Source organism: Nocardia sp. PE-7 (assembly GCF_030486425.1).
In the GTDB taxonomy this organism is placed as follows: domain Bacteria; phylum Actinomycetota; class Actinomycetes; order Mycobacteriales; family Mycobacteriaceae; genus Nocardia; species Nocardia salmonicida_A.
Window position 1 is genome coordinate 2,140,271 of sequence record NZ_CP129614.1, and the last position, 18,483, is coordinate 2,158,753.

General features: G+C 65.2%; 18 protein-coding genes. 9 read left to right on the forward strand and 9 right to left on the reverse strand.

Translation table 11 applies throughout. The features are described from left to right. Positions 1–46: 46 nt before the first annotated feature. Genes QX204_RS10080 through QX204_RS10090 form a run of 3 tightly spaced genes read left to right on the forward strand, consistent with a single transcriptional unit; the run spans position 47 to position 2,126 of the window. A complete protein-coding gene (locus QX204_RS10080) occupies positions 47–919 on the forward strand; it encodes an NAD(P)-dependent oxidoreductase (RefSeq protein ID WP_301906346.1) in 873 nt (290 codons plus the stop codon). Then, positions 916–1,767, forward strand: a complete 852-nt coding sequence (locus tag QX204_RS10085; protein ID WP_301906348.1) for an arylamine N-acetyltransferase family protein — start codon at positions 916–918, stop codon at positions 1,765–1,767. Before QX204_RS10080 ends, QX204_RS10085 begins: the two co-directional genes overlap by 4 nt. Continuing rightward, a complete protein-coding gene (locus QX204_RS10090; protein ID WP_301906350.1) occupies positions 1,764–2,126 on the forward strand; it encodes a hypothetical protein in 363 nt (120 codons plus the stop codon). The genes QX204_RS10085 and QX204_RS10090 overlap by 4 nt, the downstream gene beginning before the upstream one ends. A 306-nt stretch (positions 2,127–2,432) precedes the next feature. Here QX204_RS10090 and QX204_RS10095 read toward each other — a convergent pair whose 3' ends face one another. The 8 genes from QX204_RS10095 to QX204_RS10130 form a co-directional block, all read right to left on the reverse strand. Next, positions 2,433–3,233, reverse strand: coding sequence for a BamB-related PQQ repeat family beta-propellar protein (locus tag QX204_RS10095; RefSeq protein ID WP_367620173.1), 801 nt, complete (start codon positions 3,231–3,233; stop codon positions 2,433–2,435). Beyond that, positions 3,230–3,532, reverse strand: a complete 303-nt coding sequence (locus QX204_RS10100; protein ID WP_301906352.1) for a hypothetical protein — start codon at positions 3,530–3,532, stop codon at positions 3,230–3,232. Before QX204_RS10100 ends, QX204_RS10095 begins: the two co-directional genes overlap by 4 nt. 271 nt (positions 3,533–3,803) lie before the next feature. Beyond that, positions 3,804–4,859, reverse strand: coding sequence for an MCE family protein (locus QX204_RS10105; RefSeq protein WP_301906353.1), 1,056 nt, complete (start codon positions 4,857–4,859; stop codon positions 3,804–3,806). A 444-nt stretch (positions 4,860–5,303) separates the two neighbouring features. Continuing rightward, on the reverse strand, positions 5,304–6,125 hold the full coding sequence (locus tag QX204_RS10110; protein ID WP_301906355.1) for an SDR family oxidoreductase: 822 nt from the start codon (positions 6,123–6,125) through the stop codon (positions 5,304–5,306). Next, positions 6,122–7,324, reverse strand: a complete 1,203-nt coding sequence (locus QX204_RS10115; RefSeq protein ID WP_301906357.1) for a cytochrome P450 — start codon at positions 7,322–7,324, stop codon at positions 6,122–6,124. Before QX204_RS10115 ends, QX204_RS10110 begins: the two co-directional genes overlap by 4 nt. After that, positions 7,314–8,882: a bifunctional 3-(3-hydroxy-phenyl)propionate/3-hydroxycinnamic acid hydroxylase MhpA gene (locus QX204_RS10120; RefSeq protein WP_301906359.1), complete on the reverse strand. Its 1,569-nt coding sequence runs from the start codon at positions 8,880–8,882 to the stop codon at positions 7,314–7,316. The genes QX204_RS10115 and QX204_RS10120 overlap by 11 nt, the downstream gene beginning before the upstream one ends. After that, complete coding sequence (locus tag QX204_RS10125; protein WP_301906361.1) at positions 8,872–9,810, reverse strand: fumarylacetoacetate hydrolase family protein; 939 nt, start codon at positions 9,808–9,810, stop codon at positions 8,872–8,874. Before QX204_RS10125 ends, QX204_RS10120 begins: the two co-directional genes overlap by 11 nt. Continuing rightward, a complete protein-coding gene (locus QX204_RS10130) occupies positions 9,807–10,943 on the reverse strand; it encodes a VOC family protein (RefSeq protein ID WP_301906362.1) in 1,137 nt (378 codons plus the stop codon). Before QX204_RS10130 ends, QX204_RS10125 begins: the two co-directional genes overlap by 4 nt. A gap of 149 nt (positions 10,944–11,092) precedes the next feature. On the opposite strand from QX204_RS10130, the gene QX204_RS10135 reads away from it, so the two are divergent. From QX204_RS10135 to QX204_RS10150, 4 genes are all read left to right on the forward strand, one after another. Beyond that, positions 11,093–11,740 (forward strand): TetR/AcrR family transcriptional regulator, encoded by a 648-nt coding sequence (locus QX204_RS10135; protein ID WP_301906364.1) that lies wholly within the window; start codon positions 11,093–11,095, stop codon positions 11,738–11,740. Positions 11,741–12,643: 903 nt separating this feature from the next. Next, positions 12,644–13,282, forward strand: a complete 639-nt coding sequence (locus QX204_RS10140; protein WP_301906366.1) for a TetR/AcrR family transcriptional regulator — start codon at positions 12,644–12,646, stop codon at positions 13,280–13,282. Positions 13,283–13,293: 11 nt separating this feature from the next. After that, complete coding sequence (locus QX204_RS10145) at positions 13,294–13,941, forward strand: enoyl-CoA hydratase/isomerase family protein (RefSeq protein WP_301906368.1); 648 nt, start codon at positions 13,294–13,296, stop codon at positions 13,939–13,941. Between the two features lie 38 nt (positions 13,942–13,979). Beyond that, positions 13,980–14,471, forward strand: a complete 492-nt coding sequence (locus QX204_RS10150) for a hotdog fold domain-containing protein (protein ID WP_301906370.1) — start codon at positions 13,980–13,982, stop codon at positions 14,469–14,471. A gap of 523 nt (positions 14,472–14,994) precedes the next feature. On the opposite strand, the gene QX204_RS10155 is transcribed toward QX204_RS10150, so the two are convergent. Next, complete coding sequence (locus QX204_RS10155) at positions 14,995–16,026, reverse strand: crotonase/enoyl-CoA hydratase family protein (protein ID WP_301906371.1); 1,032 nt, start codon at positions 16,024–16,026, stop codon at positions 14,995–14,997. 148 nt (positions 16,027–16,174) lie between these two features. Here QX204_RS10155 and QX204_RS10160 point away from each other — a divergent pair, with 148 nt between their 5' ends. Together QX204_RS10160 and QX204_RS10165 are read left to right on the forward strand one after the other, a co-directional pair. Continuing rightward, a complete protein-coding gene (locus QX204_RS10160; RefSeq protein WP_301906372.1) occupies positions 16,175–16,822 on the forward strand; it encodes a TetR/AcrR family transcriptional regulator in 648 nt (215 codons plus the stop codon). Positions 16,823–17,168: 346 nt separating this feature from the next. Further along, on the forward strand, positions 17,169–17,801 hold the full coding sequence (locus tag QX204_RS10165) for an HAD family acid phosphatase (protein ID WP_301906373.1): 633 nt from the start codon (positions 17,169–17,171) through the stop codon (positions 17,799–17,801). Positions 17,802–18,483 lie beyond the last annotated feature (682 nt).

The following is an 18,483-nucleotide window of genomic DNA, read 5'->3' on the forward strand; positions in this document are numbered from 1 at the left end:
AAGTTGAGATTTTACCGTCATCTGCAAGCAACGAGATCGGAGAATCATGACAATCGCTCTATTCGGTTTGGGGGAAATGGGGTCCGCGCTGGCCGCCGCCCTGCTGTCGGCCGGACACCCGCTCACCGTCTGGAACAGGTCGTCCGCGAAGGCCGAGCCGCTGGTTGCCGCGGGCGCTCGGCTAGCGGAGTCGCCGGAGGCGGCGGTGCGTGCGGCCGAACTGGTGATCGTCAACGTCCAGGACGGCGCGGTAGCCGGGAAGCTGCTGCAGGCAGCGGGCACCGCCCTGGCCGGGCGCACCGTGGTCAACCTGACCGACGGCCCGTCCGAACAGGCCGGGGCCGCAGCGGATGTGGTGGCCGCCCTGGGCGCGGACTACCTGCACGGACAGATCATGACCATCGCCCCCGCGATCGGCTCACCGGACGCGGTGATCTTCTTCGGCGGCCCCCGCCCGGTCTTCGACCGGCACGAACCGATCCTGCGGGCACTCGGCGGACGCGCGACCCACGTGTCCACCGACCCCGGCGTGCCACTGCTGTACGGAATGGCATTCCACGACATCATGTGGGGCCTGCTCAACGGATTCCTGCACGCCGCAGCGCTGCTGCACGCCGCCGGGATCCCGATCGGCCGCTACACCGAACAGGCACAGCCGTCCCTGGCGGCGCTGCCGTCGCTGTTCGGGCTGTTCGCCGGGGAGATCGACCGCGCCGAATTCGCCACCCCGTTCGGCGCCCTCAAACACCACCTGCCCTCCATCGACGACCTGATCGCCGAAAGTGATTCCCGCGGAATCGATGTCGCGCTGCCGACCTACACCAGGCGACTCATCGCCGATGCCCTGGTCGCCGGCCACGGCGACGACAGCTATTCCCGACTGGTCGAACACTTCGGCCGCCGGCCGGACCGCGCGTGAGCACCTGGTGCGGTGCAGACCTGGACCTGGACGCGTATCTGACCCGCATCGGCTTCACCGGTGCGCGCGCTCCGACCCTGGCGACATTGCGCGAGCTGGTCTATCGGCACACCACGACCTTCCCCTTCGAGAACCTCGAGATCATCCTGGGCCGGCCGGTCAGGCTGGACGTGAAGTCCATGCAGGACAGGATGATTCGACACCGTCGCGGCGGTTACTGCTTCGAGAACTGCGCGTTGTTCGCCGCGGTGCTGGAACGGCTCGGCTTCGGCGTCACCGGCCTGGCCGGACGGATTTTCCTCGGCGCGGATACCCGCCTGCTTCCTGCCACACACGCACTGCTGCGCGTCACGACGACCGACGACGAGCGAGCCTGGTTGTGCGACGTCGGTTTCGGCTCCGGACCACTGGAACCGATCGAACTGACCCCCGTCGACGGCGAATTCACCGCTGGTGCATGGCTGTTCATGCTCGAACTCGACTCCGAGGCGCTGGGCGGCGGCCTGTGGACCCTGCGCCACTTCTCTCGCGACGGCTGGCTCCACCGTCGCACCTTCACCATGAACCCGCAGTACCCGATCGACCAGGTCGTCGGCAACTACTACGTCTCGACGTCCACGCATTCGCCGTTCACGACCCGCCCCATCGCGCAGCGCCTCTACCCGGAGGTCCACTACATGCTCGACGGACTCACCTTGCACACCAACTACCCGGACGGCACCGGCGAGACCCGGGCGGTGCGACCCCCCGATGTTCCGAGGATCCTCACCGAGATCTTCGACATCGAACTCGACGCCACGGACGTGGCGAAGCTCATCGACCACCTCGACACAGGAGCACTTTCATGAACAAGAACATCGTCGCGGCAGCGCGACTCGCGGCCGCCGGAATCTCGGGCCTGGCCTTCGTCGCGATCATCGGTTCCGGCACCGCCCAGGCCGCGCCCCAGGACTGCGTCGTCGAACGTGACTTCTTCGGCGCCTCGGCGATCTGCCAACCCGACGGCGGCAGCAACTACGTCCTGCGCCTCGAATGCATCGGCCTCTACGCCAACGGTCCGTTCCCGCTATACGCCATCGGCCCGTACCACACCCTCAGCTACCCCTTCACCCCCGCCGGTGAGCGCGTCACCACCGGCTGCACCGGCGCCGGCCCCGGCGTCGTCGCGGTGGCAACCAACGCCTACGTCGAGGTCTACCAGCGCTAGCGCACCCGGCTCGACCCGAGTTCTGCTGTCCGCGCTGGTGCGTCCGAGTACGCACCAGCGCGCGGCGTCGAGCTCTGCGTCGAGCGATGTCACTTACAGCGCGAGCCGGTCCTTGGTCGTCGGAACCCAGCTCGACATGGCACTTGGACTTTTCGACCACCTCGATATCGACCGGGCTACGGGTAATTCGGCACATCCGGGCCGAATTACCCGTAGCCTCCTCGCGCGCGGATAGTCGCCGAGGGTTGCGGCTATCCCATGCCATATCGCAGACTCCCCCCGATCTACCCCGGACCTTTTCCGCTATCAGCGATGGAACTGGAGTTTGTCGGACCCGCTGCCCTCACTCACCAGCAGTGCCAGCCAGTCAGCACCCGCCCCTTGGACCCAGCCGACATATCGATCGATTTCTCTACCCGTTTCGCGGTCGTAGATGATCGTGGTCGGTCGGCCGGCGAATTCGCCGATCGGAATTCGGCCGCCCACGACAACTCGATCACCGACCAGAAACGTCGTACGTTGGCTCGGGTAGGGGTCGAAGCCCGGATCGGGTACCGACCACTGCTTCTTCCCGGTCTCGAGATCTAGTAGTGACAAGGTGCTCTGGTCAGCGAATTCGCTGACCAGCAGCGATCGGTCGTCACCGTCTAGGGGAGTGCCTCGATCGGTGGCCGCCCAGACCGTGGAACCCGTTGCCAGATCGAACAGTTGAGGAGTTCCGTCAGCGGTGACGGCCGCTATCCTCGAGCCACTGCCGATCACCTGGCCGAGCTCCGACCCACTCAGCCTTTTCTGGCAGTCGTTGTTCTCCTTGCGTCGGCCACCGTGTACAGATGCCGACCATTGTCGCGTTCCGGTCGAGCCGCTGATTGCCTCCAGGGCAACTTCGCAGAGGTACTCATTCCTGTCGTGGTCAGTGCTGACGAGTAGTTCACCAACGCTGAAGGTGTACCAAGCATGATTGGCGCCGCGTCCGGGGAGAACGTCACCGGTGGCGGTCGCTACCGGCGCCCATGGCCGATATGTGGGACCGGCGGTCGATGGTCCCACCCAGATGGGCAGGTATGCCGATTCCGGTGGAGCTTGCTGGTGCCAGGTTCCGATCACGTCGTGGCCGAGTGTGCCGCCCGCCGGGCGCGGCCAGTGGCTGCCTCGACCACTTCGAACAGGGTCGGGTCACTGGATGCGGCCCGACGCTCGGAGAGCACGACCAGCTCACCGCTGATCCGATACTCGAATCCCGCTCCGCCGGTGACTTTCTGATCTCGGCGCCACCGCTCACGGCCGGATGCACGGTCCACCGCGATGAACGAGGTCTCGCGAGGGGTGAGGACCACGTCTCCCAGCACGGCGACCTGTGCTGCGCCGACATCGACCTCTATCGACCACGCGGCAGGCCGGTTCACAGCCGTCGTGGTCGTAGGTGGTGGCGATGATGACGTGGGGACTGGGCTGGGAAGGTCACGTTGCTCCGTGGCGCTCGCACATGCTGAAATGCCCAACGCCACGAAGACAACCCCAGCAACCAACCTGCGCAACTTCGCCCCCTGATACCCGCGGGCCGTGCCTTGTGCCACGGAACCGTTCCATTGAAACCCGATTACCACGACGAACCGAACAGCCTCCGCGCCGCAATTCGAAACGGCTACACCGTGGGGCTGACCGGACCGTGGCGAGTCAACCGATCTTCGTCAGTCCGAGCAGTGCGGCGGTGAGCCCGTAGTCGGGGCCGAAGTCCTGGACGTTTCCGGTGCGGCAACCATCGGGCCGCATCTGGATCCGCTCACAGAACACGCTGACGATCTCGCCCGAGAGAGCGGTACCGATCAGCGCTTGGTTGCGCATGAAGCCCTCTTCTTTGTCCATCGCGCCGTCGAGGTTCTGCATGAGCAGCGGCACCACGTCGACGATCTCGACCATCGCGCCCGAGTTGGCACGCAGCTGGTTGGTGACCGTGGTCAGGCCCGTCAGCGAGGCGGCCAGTTCTTCCTGATGCCCGGCGAAGGTCGTCGAGGTGTTGCTCAGGAACTGGTTGAGCTGGTCGAGGGTGGCCTGCAGACCGGGGGCCTGGTCGGCGAGCAGTCCCGACATGGCGGTCACCCGGTCGCTGAAGTCGCGCACCGACTGATCGTTGTCGGCCAGCATCGTCGTGAGCTCGTTGAGCTTGATGATGATGTTGGAGATGGCGTCCTTGTTGTCGACGCCGACCTTCAACGCACCCGAGAGCGCGTCGAGGGTTTCCCTGATCTTCTGGCCGTTGCCGTTGAGCACCGGGTAGAGCACCCGGCCCGACAGCGGGCCGAGACCCTCCTGGCCGGGTTCGGGCTTGAGGGCCGCGGCGAACTGGTCGATGGTCTTGATCATCGTGTCCAGCTCGACCGGCGTCCTGGTCCGCGCCTTGGGCAGGTGATCGCCGGACTTCAAGGTCTCACCGCCGGTGAAGGGCGGGCTCACCTCGATGTGGCGGTCGGTGACGATCGAGGGCGAGATGATCGCCGCGATCGCGTCTTTCGGGATCTTGACGCCCGAGTCGATGGTCATGTGGACCTCGACGTAGGTGCCCTTGGGCACGATCTTGTCGACCTTGCCCACCGCGAGGCCGAGGACCATGATCTCGTTGCCCTCGTACATGCCCGCGATGTTCTCGAAGTCGGCGGTGATCTCGGTCGAGCGGCCGAGCTCGTCATCGACGAAAAGCAGGGAGCAGCTCAGCGTCAATGTTGCGGCGGCCATCGCAAGAATGCGAAACGGTCTGTTCACGGTGTTGTGCAGAAGCTCCACGGGGCGTTCCTTCCGGCCCTTGAAAACATGTAAAACCTCGACAGCGGCAGCCACGAATCGCTCAACTGATGAAATAGTCATATATGCCGATTTCGTCAGTCATTGGAGCGGAAATATCCGTGAGGCTCTGCGCTTGGGATGTCGGCGGATCGGCTGATAGATCTCTACGAAGTCGGTACGGACGTTGCCGTTGTCGTCCGTACGGTGGTCACGTGTACTGGCGGACCGCGGTGGACGCCCGCCCTGTCTCGCTGATCGAGCGAGGTGGGGTGCGTCCTATGACGGCCGACCGACGGGCGGTCGGCGGGGGTCTGCGGTTCGCTGAGTGCTCGACCCGAGCAGGGCGGGTGTCCCGCTCGGGTCGCGGCTGGATGGGATTTGCCTGGGCGGGAACGCCTATGGCGCACGTCGGGTTCGCATGGACCCGACGCCGTATGTCTTGGCCATAACGGCCTCGATTACTCTGCGCGGCAACAATCTGCGGGCCAGGAACACTGCAGGGGCATTGCTGCCGACGGCATAGAGCGGCAACGTCTGCTCGGCATCGACAGCTTCGAGCACAGTGCCAGCGACTTCGTCTGCCGTAATTCCCTGGGCTTCCTTCGTGTCGAGGACGGCGATCGCCGAGTCGAACTGTTCGATGTAGGGGGAGTCGCTGCTGATGTATTTGGTGCGGCGTCCGGACAGTCCGGTCGCGATGGAACCTGGTTCGACGGTGGTGATGTCGATTCCGTACGGCTTCAGTTCATACCGTGCGGCGGTCGCGAAGCCTTTGAGGGCCGCCTTGGTTGCGACATAGGACGATCGATAGGCGAGGGGGAAGCTCGCGAGCATCGAACCGATGTTGATGATCCTGCCGCGACGCTGCTGTCGCATCCCCGGTAGTAGCAACTGAGTCAGTTCGATGGCACCGAAAACGTTGAGTTGGAACAATCTCTGCACCGCATCCATCGGTAGCTCTTCGAGCGGTCCGCATTGGCTCTCACCGGCGTTGTTCACCAACACATCGACGGCTCGGCCGTCGAGTGCGTCGATGAACCGGGCTATCGAGCCACGATCGGTGAGGTCCAGGTCTCGGTAGTCGACGCCCGGCACGGGATCGGCCACGGTCGAGCTGTCGCGGCTTGTCCCGAGCACGCGGTAGCCGCGAGCGACCAAGGCGGTGGCGACGGCCCGTCCTATTCCGGAGGACGCCCCGGTGACGATCGCTGTCTTCATGCCGACGTCCGGTCTGCGGCGACGAGTTCGAGCGGAAGACGTTCCAGCCTGCGAATGATGTTGTTGACGGCCCACTTCGGTGTGCCGACCAGCTCGATACGTTCGACACGATCGGCCAGTGCCCGCAGAATCGAGATGGTTTCGAGTCGTGCCAGCGTCCGGCCCGCGCAGCCGTGCACACCCCAGCCGAAGCCGAGCTGGCGGGCCGCGTCGCGGGTGATGTCGAAGGACTCGGGCTGATCCCATTCGGCCGGGTCCCGGTTGGCGGAAGCGAAGAGCACCAGTACGCGGCTTCCGCCCGGGATCTTCACCCCACCGATGTCGGCATCGCGGGCGGCCGTGCGGGAGAACGCGCGCAAAGGCGATTCGATCCGCACGACCTCGTTGACGGCATGGGGTATCAGTTCCGGATCCGATCGCACGGCCTGCCACTGCCTGGGGTTCTGTGAAAACAGGTAGAGCGCACTCGAGATCGCGCCGATGGTGGTGTCCAGCGACGGGGCCAGGTAGTCGATCATGAGCGCCGGGCACGACTTCATGTCGATCCTGCCCTCGTCGGCGGCGCGGAAGACGTCACTGCCCATGCTGTCGTCGAGAACCGATCGATCGTGCGCGACACGGCGGGCGAAGACCAGCATTTCCGAGGCCGCCTTCGCCGCGCGCACGGAGTGCCGGTTGATCGGCCCCATCGAGTCGAACGTCGCACCGGCCCAGCGCAGCAGTTCCGCGCGCCCGTCGCGCGGCCAGCCGATGAGGTCCGGGACCACCGAAAGTGGCAGTGCGGTCGCGAGATCGTCGACCCCGTCGATGTGGTTGTTCGCCAACGCCTTGTCCACGACGCTTTCGGCGAAACGCTCGACGGTATCTGTCACTTCCCGAAGTGCCTTCGGTGTCAGTCGGTGTGCGAGAACGGACCGTTTGGTGGCGTGTTCTTCCGCGTCGCTGTTGAGCGTGGTGCCCCGTCCGAGGCGGTTGGCAACGGGGTTCAGCGATACCCCGCACCCCGAGACGAAGGTCGCGTCGTCTCGGAGGACGGCCTTGCACTCGGCGTATCGGGAGATCGCGAAGACGCGTTGGCGTGGTAGCCACACCACTGGGCCGGCCGCGCGCAATGCCGCATAGTGCGGGTAGGGGTCGAGGATCGCCTCGGTACTGAAGAGATTCTCGCGATATCGCGGGATGGAAATGTCAACCGCCATGGGAACTCCTGTGCGTGGACGTGGTGGTCAGAGCGGGGCAGCTCGGTACACGGGTGTGCAGGGAAGGGACCGATCGGGAGGTGGCCAGCACGGTTTTGTCCGGTCGCACGATCGCAGCTGTCGCGCGTCCGCGGCGCAGCCATTCGCCGAGCTCGGAGGACGCCGGTACCGCCAGGATCGCGGCGCCGCGCCGGTCGATTTCGGTCCGCTGTTCGCGGGTGAGCGGGGTGGTCGCGACGAAGAGAAAGCGTCCGGCGGCGATCTCGTCGACTCGCGTGCTGTCTTCGACAACGCAGTTCGGACACATCGAGCCGGCCAGGTCGAGGGGCCGAAAAGCATGTCGCGCAACGAACATCGACCGGGAAAGGCGCGGTGTGGTGCTGTCGGTGACCTTGGATCTGATGATCGGAACGTGGCTGAGGAGCGGCCACATCCGCTTGCGGATCACCGCACCCGCCGCCGCGCCGCTCGTCATCGCCCGTCCGACGGCGACGGCCAGGCCGATTATCGATGTGACGTGCGGTTGACGTTCGGATTGATAGGTGTCGAGGGCGTCGTCGGGTAGTTCCGCGCTCATGACGGCGACCAGTTTCCAGATCAGGTTCTGGGCGTCACGAAGACCGGCGCCCATGCCCTGCCCGATGAATGGCGGGGTGAGGTGCGCGGCGTCACCGAGCAGAAAGATCCTGCGGTCCCGCCATCGGTCGACCACCTGGGCACGAAAGGTGTATTCGGTGGACCGGATCAGCGTCAGTGCGGGGCTTCTTACCTCGCGCAGCCAGGGGTACAGGAGCGGCTCGATGGTGTCGAGCGTGGCGTACTGGTCGCCGTATTCGTCATCGCGCAGGCGGAACTCCCAGCGGTAGCGTGATGCGCCGATGCGCATGTACGTCGCGGCGCGTTCGGCATCGCACACCTGGTGTACGCCCTCCCACTGCCCGAGATCGGCGTCGGTGGCGATGTCGACAACCAGCCACCGCTGTTCGAAACCCAGGTCGCGCATGCGCGATCCGATCGACGTACGCACGACGCTGTTGGCACCGTCGCAGCCGAGGACGAATTCCGCTGTGACAGCTCGTCGTTCACCTGTCTCGGCATCTCGGTAGGTCACGCGAGTGCGATCGCGCAGGTTCGCCACATCGAGCACTTCGCACCCACCTCGTATCCGCACGCTCTGCGCCGACGCCAGCCTGGACCGCAGTACGCGCTCGAGATCCGGCTGGTCGAACATGTTGGCCAGCGGGAACCCGTGCGGCATCCGGTCGGGGTCGCGGTCGAACTCTGCGAGCGTGGTGATCGCGGAGTCGACCAGCCGAAGGCCGCGGCCGGGCCGGGAGATTCCCGCGAACTCGTCGCTGAGTCCGAGATCGGCCAGAATGCGGTACACCTCGTCGTCGAGATGTACCGCTCGAGGCTGCGGGTAGACCTCGTCCCAGCGATCGACGATCAGGCACTCGATGCCGTACTGCGCCAGAAGCAACGCGGCGGTCATACCGGTCGGCCCCGCCCCGACGATCACGACCGGGTAGTGCTCGACCCGGCCTCTCTCAGTGCCCATACCGCACCGTCGTACGCTGAATGCCGAGGTCGAGCGCGCCGTCGGGTGTCGAGACAGTCAGCTCCACCACATCGCCGTCCTGTAGATAGCGTGGATTCGATGCCTGCTTGTCGAAGAAGATCTTCCACTTGAGTGCGGGCGGTACCAGCGACCCGAGGATTTCGATGGGTTTGGCGGGAGCCTTCAATGCCGTTCCGCCGGGGGTGCCCGTCAGCAGCAGGTCGCCCGCGTCCATGCGCTGGAATCCGGTGAGAGCGCGCAGGGTTTCGAGTGGGCCGTAGATCATGTCCGCCACCGTGCTGTTCTGGCGCACTTCGCCATTGACGCGCAGTGTCAGGCAGAGGTCGTGGAATCTGTCGAACTCGCCCGTCTCCAGCAGGAGTAACACCGGGCCGACCGGTGTGAATGTCGGATACGATTTCCCCTCGTAGAACTGGGTTTTGGGCAGTTGGATGTCGCGGGCGGACACATCGTCGGTGATGGTCAGGCCGGCGATGAAGTCGCCGATGTTCGACTCGTCGAGTTCGGTGCCAACGGGCAGCGTCGCACCGAAAACGAGCCCGATCTCGATCTCGTAGTCCAGCAGTCGCACATGCGCCGGTTTGACGATGTCGTCCTCGGGACCGCTGATGGACCCCGAAGATTTGCGAAAGAACGTCAGCGGCACGGTCGCCGGGTTCATCCCCGAATCCTGTACGTGCGAAACATAATTGGTCATCTGCGCGACAACCCGACACGGTGCGGTCACCGGGGAGACGAGCGCCAAGGTCTCCACGGGCGTGGTGTCGCTGCCGCCGCGCGCCGCTTCGATCGCGGCTCGGTCGGCCAGGAGTTCGCCTGTGGTCATGGCGGCGGTGTTGATTCGGCTGGCGCCGTCCGGGGTCAGTACCCACCATGCGTCGGCGGTACGCAGCACGGAAATGCTCATGAGTTGGCTACTTTCAGCAGGCCCCGCAAGCGCTGGGCGTCGAATTCGTTGTCTCGGTGCAGCGAAGAGAAGATGGCCCGGAGTTCCAGCAGCGATCGGCGGCTCGGTGCTGTGCCGAGGAAGTCCTTGGTCGCCGGTGGGCCCCACTGCGCCAGGCCCGAGGCCGTCATCGGCGCCCAGCCCGGTTCCAGGGAGCTGTCGAACAGGTCGCCGTCGCTGAAGTGCTCGACGAGTAAACCGTCGGGATCGCGCCAGTAGTCGAAGATCTGACTGCCTTGGATATGTCGTCCGATGCCCCAGGACCGGCGATAGCCGCGTTCGGCCAGGAACTCGCCTCCGGCTGCGAGCGCGTCCAGGTCACACACCTGATACGCCGAGTGCACGTATCGGTCCGAGGGACCGAGTGTCATGGCGAGGGTGTGATGGTCGGTGGGCGTGTTCCCGCGGTCGCAGCGGATGAAAGCCATCACCGGCCCGCGTTCGCGTTGCCCGTCGTAATACAGGAAGTCGCTGACGATGAGTCCGAGATGCTCGAGATACCAGTTCAGGTTCTCCAGGTAGCGGGTACGCGAGAGCACCACATGGCCGAGCCGCTCGACACCGGCGGGCACGCGCGGTGGCCGCTGCGTCGCATTGACCCGCGCAGCGGAGTCACCGACGTTGAGTGGGTGAGCACGCTGGCCCGGTAGCTGCGGCAGCCGGTGCGCGCCCGACACAACGCGCACGGTCTTGCCGCCCGGATCGTGCAAGGTGACGCCGATTCCACCGATGCTCTCAGGTAGCCGTTCGACGCGATGACCCGTCACCTCGGCGAGCCTGAATACGTCGGACTCCTCGGCGGCCAGGAACGCGGCGCCGACGAAACGGGTGCGATCTCCCTTGCGGATGATCACGCACGCCGTGCCCGCCTGCGTGCCACGCAGGTGGATCTCCTCCGAGGAGCGGTAGGCGACAGAGAACCCGAAGGCCAGCGCGAAGGCTTCGGCCTTGAGCAGATCGGGCTTGCGGAACTCCAGCCAGGCGAGGTCAGCGACCTTGATGATCGGATTCCTGGTACGGCCGGGGTGCTCGCCGGGCAGCGCACCCTGATCGACGTGCAGGTCGCGATGTGCGTCGCTGCGGACCTCCGACATCCGTGTTACTCCTCCGTGTGCGGTGACTTGATGACGATATCGTCACTTATGATTCAACGATCAGTCAAGGGTGCTGAGGAAGTCGTCAGATTTGACGGTGAACTAAGATCGGGAAAGCCGAAACCACTGCCAGAAGGTGACCAACGAAGATGTCCGCCACCGCGAACAGGCTCGAACGCCGCAAAGCTCGCACCCGCTCGGCTCTGATCGCCGCTGGGCAACGTTTCATCGCCGAGGGCAGGCTCAACGCGCCGATCCTCGAGATCACGCAGGCCGCGGACGTGGGATTGGGCTCGTTCTACAACCACTTCGACAGCAAGGAAGAACTGTTCGTCGCGGCGGTCGACAGCGCGTTGGAGTCGCTGGGCGACTACCTCGACTCACTCACAGCCGACCTCGTCGATCCGGCGGAGATCTTCGCCACGTCCTTCCGGATCGTCGGCCGACTGTTTCGACTACAGCCTGATCTGAGCCGGGTCCTGGTCAACTCCGGCGCGTCGCTGATCGAATCCGAGCAAGGCCTCGCGCCTCGCGCCACACGAGACATCGCCGCCGCGACTCGCGCGGGACGCTTCGTGGTCGAAGACACGGATCTGGCGATGGCGCTGGTCACCGGATCACTGCTCGGCCTCGGGCGCCTGCTGCTACAACAACCCGACCGCGATTGTGCTGTGACCGTGGACGAGATGACCGTCGGAATACTTGTCGCACTTGGCCTCTCGCGTGAGGATGCCCAAGAATTATGCAGTAGACCAGTGTCGTTGGATGGCGAGACTGCGGCCGACGCTCCGAGCTGAGGCTGCGACCACGGCAATGACATCGAATGCCGGGCGAGGCCGACGGTGACCGCTGACAGGGCCTCGACGGGGTCAGGCTGGAACGCGGTGGTCTCGCGTAGATTCCTGCTCCAGGACCGGCAACCGGAATCGTCGCAATGCGTGGTCGCTCGCAACGGTGATGCGCTGAGTTCGGCGGTCAGCGCCCTCGCGTCGAAGCTATCGGCGAGCTGTTCGCGCGTGCTCAAGTGGTCGGCGAGCTTCGCGCCGATGCATCAACCTCAGCACTGTCGACCCGATTGAGCTGCTTGGGTCTTGGGTCATAACCGCGGGTCGCCAGCAGAGTCGGGCCGGGGCTACGACCGGATGAGTCGGCCCGCGCCGATCTGCACCGATCCACCAACCTCCACTCGTCTGCCCGGATCAGGGCCGTTGCGTTCGGGGAGAGACACGCAATTGTCAGTGCCCCGATGCGGTGGCTAGCTATGCACAACGCTGTCCTGTAACGGTTTTCGACGATGCGGTCCACCGAAGTCGACGCGTTTACTGGCGTTCGCAGCGAGCAGGAGGTCGAGGTTGAAGGCGAAGCATGTCGTCGTTGCCTTCGTCGTAGTCGAACAGGCCGAAGGTGAAAGTGAGGGCCCGCGTACGGCCACGGCCTCGATCGTTTACTTCGGTGCCGCCGTGAACTCCTCGGCGCGGTAGCCGGGTGATCGGTGAGGTCTCAGGCTCGGTAGCCGGTGCTTGGACTCCACATATGAGAGCACATGCTCTAATATTAAACAAGAGCGTGCGCTCCATTTCTCGGCGATGGCGCCGCATCGGACTCTGAAAACGCACCACCAGGCCCCGATGACGTGGGCAAACGCCGGGTTGTGCACATCGTCACTGGTTATAGAGCATGCGCTCTGTTACTCTTCGGTTATGCCTCGCCCCCGCTTACATGACCTCGATCGCCTGATGGATGCCGCCGAGCAGATGGCCGTGGAATTCGGTCCGGCCGCGGTCACAGTCCGCGCTCTCTCGGAGGCCACCTCGGTATCCAACGGGACGATCTATCACGCGTTCGGCTCCCGCGCCGGGCTGATGGGCCGGGTCTGGCTGCGCGCCGCGCAGCGCTTTCTGGCTCTGCAGCGTGAGGCGGTCGACCGCGCGATGGCCGCAGGCTCCTCACCCGAGGATGCGGTCGTCGCGGCCGCCGACACGCCCGCCGAATTCCTGTTACAGCAACCGGTCTCGGGCCGTTTCCTGCTCACCGTGCCACGGCGGGAACTGCTCGGTTCCAGCGAGATCCCCGACGACATCGCCGAGGAACTACGCCGACTCGATCAGACCTTGGGTGAGCTGTTCGTCGGTTTGTCGCGCAGCGTGTTCGACCGCGGCGACCGTGCGGCCGTCGCAGTCATCCGCGATTGCGTGGTGGAACTGCCCACCGCACTGCTGCTACGAGGCCGACGAGAACCCGATCCCGACGTGCGGCAACGTCTCGCAGCCGCCGTCCGCGCGGTATTGGCGCTGCCCCCGCCGCCACCACTGCCCACCAGCGCAACCTCCACGAAGTGAAAGGAAACACCATGACCGCGAACCTGCATTACCAGGACAAGATCGCCGTGCTGACCCTCGGAGCCGACGAGAACCGGTTCTCCCCGGACTGGCTCGACACCGTCAACACCCACCTCGACGCCGTCGAGCGCGACGCCCAAGGCCTGATCACCACCGGCAGCGGCAAGTTCTACTCCAACGGACTCGACCTGGACTGGCTGATGGCCAACGGAGACCGCGCCGACTGGTACGTCGGCCGCGTCCAGGAGCTGTTCGCCCGCATCCTCACCTTCCCGCTGCCCACCATCGCCGCGGTCAACGGGCACACCTTCGGCGCCGGCGCCATGCTGGCCATCGCACACGACTACCGCGTCATGCGTGAGGACCGCGGTTACTACTGTTTCCCCGAGGTCGACATCAACATCCCCTTCACCCCGGGAATGGCCGCGCTCATCCAGGCCAAGCTCAGCTCCCAAGCCTCGGTGACCGCCATGACTACCGGCCACCGCTTCAGCGGCCCGGACGCCCTCGCCGCCGGACTCGTCGACGCCACCGCCTCCGAAGCCGCGGTCCTCGACACCGCCCTCGACCGACTCACGCCCATCATCGGCAAGAACCCCACAACGCTGGCCGCCATCAAAACCACCATGTACAGCGCCGTCACCGCGGCACTGCGCTGATACGGCTCGAACCGACCGCAATCGAAGGAAGCCAATCGATGACCACCACCACTCAGACCTCCGAGGCCGGCGCCAACCTCGTCCTGTGGAACACGCTGCAACGCTTGCCGTTCGGCAACTGGCTGTTCACCCAGGCACTGTGCTTGAAAGCCCCGTACTTCCGCAGCGTGCACCCCCTTCTCCAAGAGCTACGACCCGGACTGTGCCGAGTCAGCGCACCCAACCGCCGCGGCGTCCACAACCACCTCGGCACCTATCACGCGATCGCCTCCTGCAACATGGCGGAACTCGCAGGCGGCATGATGACCGACGCCACCATCCCCACCACCCACCGCTGGATCCCGGTCGGCATGACAGTGGAATATAAATCCAAGGCAACCACCGCAGTGACTGCGCTCGCCGCTCTCGACCACATCCCCGAGTTCGGTGACGACCCGATCGAACTCGTCGTCCCGGTCGATGTCCTCGATACCGACGGAACCGCCTTCGTCACCGCGCGGATCACCATGCACGTCTCCAAAAAGCGGTAGAACGCCGATATGACCTTTGGGTCGCCGACGGGACTGGCCAATTCGCAGACACCTCGTCGTGTTTCACGTGCAAGCCCAGCGGTTGTCATCAACCGGCAACTCGATGGCATCATTTGACCTGCCACCGATCGGCGCGAGAGAACCTCGTCGAGTGCGAGTGGTTGGCATTTCCCCAGCGGTGAATAGCACTTGATCGATTGCGTCGCGCCTCCTCTCGCCGACACAGGAGAGCAGATCGGTGCTGCACGATTAGGGGTGAACGTCAGCCGAAATAACCGGTGGCTTCGTGGCAGCTGGACGCCGAACCGCTCCACTCGCAGCCCTCGGACACTCAGCGTGTTCGCACCACTTGATCCCGGGTGTCGAGGTCTTGCCCCGCTCGAGTCCCCGTGTGGAGCGTAGTCGGCGTCAGCTGTCTCGTTGCCAGTCGCTGGCTCGACGTAGGTCGGCCGATCTTCAAGAGCGAGGCGGTAGAGGATCGTGTCGCGCTGTGCTGCAACTGTTCGCCGATGTCAGTTCGATGTCATTCTGTCCTGTCATGCTCGAACTGCGCGCGCTTGTAGTCGCCGAAGGGCTCGTCGCGTTCGCGCACAGCCTCGCGAAAACCCACTGTGGCCGAGCGCATCTGGAAGGCGTAGCCCTCTCGGGTGTGGCGGGAGATGCCGTCGAAGACGGCGCTGACCATGCCAGAAGTAGCGACGCCCTGGGCCAGCAGCGCCGAGTTCAGCGCGAGTTTGGCCATCATGAGCTGGTTCACCGGCATGCGGGCGATCCGCTCGACCAGCGCCTCGGTGCGCTCGTCGAGTTCCTCGGCAGGGCAGGACTCGATGGCCAGCCCCCATTCCTCGGCCTGTTTGCCGCTGATGCTGTCGCCGGTGAAGAGCAGGCGTTTGGCGCGGGCGTCGCCGATGCGGTGTGCCCACATCCCGGCAGCCGGGATACCCCAGGCGCGGGTGGGTGGGTAGCCGATCTTGGTGTCGTCGGCGCAGATGATCTGATCAGAATAGAGCGCGATGTCGGTGCCACCGGCGATGGCGAACCCGTGCAGCTTGGCGACGGTGGGCTTGTCGGCATGCAACAGGCTGGCGAAGCCACGGTTGAAGCGGCTCATCATGGCGTAGTCGATCATCGGATCCCACGTGCCCGCCGGGTTGTGGTTGACAGCGTTGACCACCGGGTCGAGGACTGTGCCGGTGATCTCGTCCGGGCCGTCACCGGTGGCGAAGCCCTGCTCGGCGAACATGCCGAGGTCGTAGCCGCCGCAGAAGCCTTTGCCTCGGCCGGAAACCAGGATCACGTGGATTCGGGGGTCCAGGTCGGCACGCTCGACGGCGTGCGCGAGATCGAGGGGGGTGGCGGGGGTGATCGCGTTGCCCTTGTCCGGTCGGTTGAACGTGATCCGGGCGATCCGCCCGTCGCGCTCGTAGGTCAGCGTCGAGTATTCGTGGTGGTAGTCGGGTTCCGGTCGATGCTGCCAGGGCGAATCCGGTCCCTCGGTCCAGTTCTCGTACCAGGCGGCACGGCGGTTCTCGCGGTGTGATGAATTCTCGGACAACGGGTTTCCCTTCGGCGGGCGGCAATTCAGCCGGAATGCGAACAGCTCGCGAACCGGCCGTCCTGTGCAGCTTGACCCATCAACCCTTTGACAGTCAATGCTGACTGTGAAATTGTCGGTCCCGGGTCGAAGGCGAGAGGATGCAGCGGTGAGCTCACGCGCCGAACAGAAGCAGGCGACTCGCGCCCGCATCCTCGAGGCCGCGAGAACTTTGCTGGCGCAGCGCGGGTACGCGGCACTGACCACCCTCGCGGTGCAGCGCGAGGCCCAGATCAGTCGTGGTGCGCTACTGCATCATTTTCCGACGTTGCGAGACCTGTCGCAGGCCTTGGTCGCCGATCTGGTGGAGCTCAACGAGCGAGCAACGCAGGCCGCCGCCGCGCGGATCGGGACGGGCGCCGACCCCGTCGAACGCGCATTGGCCGCGCTGTACGAGTCGATTTCCCAACCACCGGCGCAAGCGGAGTTCGCATTGTGGTCGGCCGCACGCACCGATCCCGATCTGGCCGCGGCGCTGCGTATCGCCGAACGCGCGGCCGGTCGGGATCTGCACCGGGTGATCGACACCCTGTTCGGCCCGTCGCTGGTGACACATCCGCGATATCCGGCGGTGCGTGAGCTGACGGTGGTGATGTTGCGCGGAGTGGCTTCGTCGCAGGCGTTGCGCTCCTCGGAAAGGGCCGACCGTGCGGTGCTCGCGCAGTGGGCGGAGATCGTTCGCGAGCTCTTGTCGGTGGACATCGTGTCCGAAGGCGTGACGTCGGTCGCCGTCGGTCCGGTGCCGAATCCGGGCTGACAGTCAGGGCCCGCTCGGCATGTGCTCGCGATCGGCCGCCGCGATCGACTACTCACTCCGCGCGGTACGGGTCAGCTTCGGCCGACGGACAGATCGCAAGGTCGAGTTCTGCCGCACAATGGTCACTCGCGACAGGCCCGCTGTCGCCAAAAGTCAGGTGTGAGTGGGGTTTCGGCTGGGGACGAATTTCGCCCTGCGGAACACGCGCTGCTCCCGCGGGTCCACGTAGGACCGTCTCCTCGCACCTGGCCGAGGTATCCGACACCGATCCAGTGGGCGCCCGCGTAGCAGTCCGACTGCACGGATTGTGAGCTGCGTGGCACGGTCCGCTGTTAGCGTGCGATAGATGAAACGTGTTACTGCATCGCTCGTCGCCGGTGTCGCGGCCGCACTTCTAGCTCCACTGCCCGCCGCGGGTGCCGACACCGGTTCGTCGTCCCTGTCCGGCGGCGGTTCGTCGTCGCTGTCGGGCAACCAGTCCGAGCTGCCGCCGTACGCGCAGTGGATCGGCGAGATCACCCCCGTCGTGGCCGAGGCGAAGACCTATCTCGCCGGTCGGCTGCCCAGCGCGACCCGGCCCGCGATCGTCTTCGACATCGACAACACGACGCTGGAGACCTCCTACAACACCGGCCTGATCATCCCGGCGATCCCACCGGTGCTCGGCCTGGCGACCTGGGCGAAACAGAACGGCGCGGCGATCATCTTCGTCACCGGAAGGCCCGCCCTGGTCAACGCCTACTCGCAGGCGAACCTGACTTCGGTCGGCTACCCGGTCGACGCGCTGTACGGCAGCGCGCCGACCACGCTGTCTGCGGGCAACGCCGGCTTGGCCGAGTACAAGACCGCGAGCCGGGCCGACATCGAGAGCAACGGCTACACGATCGTCGCCAATATCGGCAACAGCCCTTCGGACCTGTCAGGCGGGCATGCCGAGCGTACCTTCAAGTTCCCGGACTACGACGGCGCCCTGAACTGATCCGCGCAGCGCTGGGGAGCCGTCATGGCGCCTGCCGGCGCTCGGCTGGGATTCATCGAGCCCGGCCAGAATCCTCGCCGCTTGCACCTCTGACCGAATCCGCTGGTCTTCCATCGAGGTACCTCGAGCGGTATCGGCAGCGTCACCGTCTGTGCGCCGGCATCCGCGGGCGCTGAGACAATCCTGGCCGCGCGGCTCGCCCAGCTGGACCGTGCCTCGATTGACGCGTTCGCGAACTCCCTGCGCGACAAGCTGTTCCACATACCGGGTCTCCGTTGCGCTGCAGTCGAAGTGGGTGGCCACGGTTTCCGGAGTTCACCGGCCCGCAAGGAGAATCGAGCGCTCCTTCGGTTCGTAGTCGTGCGGTTCGTCGACGCGGGCGCGCAGCGTCCGCCGTCATGGACCGGTGTCGCATGGTCGCCGGCCGCCGACGTTCCGGTGACCCGCCCACGACGCGAGCCAGGCGTCACCGCTGGTGCGCCGAACTCGTTGTAGCTCAGCGGTATCGGTGAGCATCAACCGGTAAGAGACCCTCTGATTTGTTGTCCGTTTTGGTTGATTTGACTGTTCGTGGATTCCGTTCGGTATGTGGTATGCATCACGGCATCCCGTACGGTTCGTATCGCGAATTCACCACCCTCGATGTGGTGCAGCTATCGGCACGCGCGAGCTGCCGACGCGG